Here is a 1,654-nt window from a genome sequence, read left to right on the forward strand (position 1 = left end):
TCATAATAATCTCCATTCCGCCGCCAAGTCGGCGGCACAAATAGTAATGAAAGTCTTTCACTTTTCCACATTGCTGATAAAATAGTTTTTAAAGAAGCTATACTACAAAGCACGGTGAGGTAAGTCGTAAAGACTTTCTTCGTTTTAGACAGCATAATAATCAGTGTAAGTTCCATCTTTCAAGCACAAATAAGGGGCTCTATAAGACCGTACAGTAAGAATTGTTTTAACTTCTCTGTTAAATGTGTGGTGGAACAGTCAATGGCTTCTTTATCTTATTTTGAAAGGAGTTCTTGATTATGAAAGTTGTTTATCAAACCTGTTGTGGTGTCGATGTTCACAAATCTTTTCTCGTTGCCACAATCATTAAAACCACTTCCGGTGTGGAACCTTCGTATCAAAAGAAGCGTTTCTCCACCTTTAACAATTCTATTCTGCAATTCAAAGAATGGCTTGTTAAAAACCAATGTCGCGATGTCTGTATGGAATCTACCGGAAAATACTGGATTCCCGTCTTTAACCTTTTAGAAGACGAAATAAACGTCACCATCGCTAACCCTAAATGGGTAAAAGCTGTCAAAGGCAATAAAGATGATACGAAAGATTCCAAATGGATTGGGGATTTGTTTCGATTAGGTCTGGTTCCGGGAAGTTATATCCCTTGTAAGCCGATTCGTATTCTGCGTGAATTTACAAGATACCGTTACAAACTGACTTCCTGCCGTACCAGTGAAAAGAACAGATATCAGAATGCGCTCACTGTCTGTAATGTCGCATTAGATTCAGTAGTTTCCGATATCTTCGGGAAATCAGCTACATCTGTTATTGATTACCTAATTGAACAACCTGACAATTCCATCAACCACGAAGAAATAGCTTCCAGACTGCTTCGTTCCCTAAAGAAGAAGTCTGACAGTGTCATTGAATCCATCGAAGGCTATCAGATGACTGATTCCCAAAAATATCGTATGCGCCTCATCCGCGCACATCTGGATTATATCACATCTACGATAAATGATATAGACACGATGCTTGATTCTTTGATTGCTCCATATGAAAATGCTGTCCAGTTACTGTGTACCATTCCAGGTGTTGATCGTAACAGTGCAATCACTGTTATCTCTGAAATTGGTACCGATATGACTCCGTTTTCGAATTCCAAACGTTTATGCTGTTGGGCGGGACTCACTCCCGGCAACAATGAATCTGCTGGTAAGAAGAAATCTGTCAGGATAACACGTGCCGGTGTCTACCTCAAACCTGCATTGGTACAAGTTGCCCATGCAGCCGTGAAATCTGATAAATCTCCTTACTACAAGCAAAAGTATGAACGCATCATGAAACGTCGTGGTAAAAAACGTGCCATTATTGCTATCGCCCGGATGATTCTCACTGCTATCTATCAGATGTTATCTACTGGGGAAACATGGAATCCGACCGATTTATTTAAAATTGATATGCCAGAACCTATGAAAGAAAAACAAAAGGAAAAGGCAATCAAGCAGGCTATGAAACTTCTTATACGCGAAGGGAAAATTTCCGAATCGCAATTAGCTTCTTAGCTTTTTAAAACAATAATCTTTTTTGCGCTGCCATTAGACAGCTTATTAAAGTGCGCCTTTTATTGGCTGTCCTCTACTTTCTTTCACAGTAT

General features: G+C 39.5%; 1 protein-coding gene. It reads left to right on the top strand.

Features of this window, described 5'->3' with window-relative positions:
- Positions 1–299: 299 nt before the first annotated feature.
- On the top strand, positions 300–1,562 hold the full coding sequence (locus CI597_RS17440) for an IS110 family transposase (protein ID WP_024728785.1): 1,263 nt from the start codon (positions 300–302) through the stop codon (positions 1,560–1,562).
- The last annotated feature ends 92 nt before the right edge of the window (positions 1,563–1,654 follow it).

Source organism: Anaerostipes hominis (ex Lee et al. 2021), assembly GCF_002270485.1.
In the GTDB taxonomy this organism is placed as follows: Bacteria; Bacillota; Clostridia; order Lachnospirales; family Lachnospiraceae; genus Anaerostipes; species Anaerostipes hominis.

Coding starts and splice junctions, on each gene's coding strand:
- CI597_RS17440 (WP_024728785.1), top strand. CDS start 300: ATGAAAGTTGTTTATCAAACCTGTTGTGGTGTCGATGTTCACAAATCT.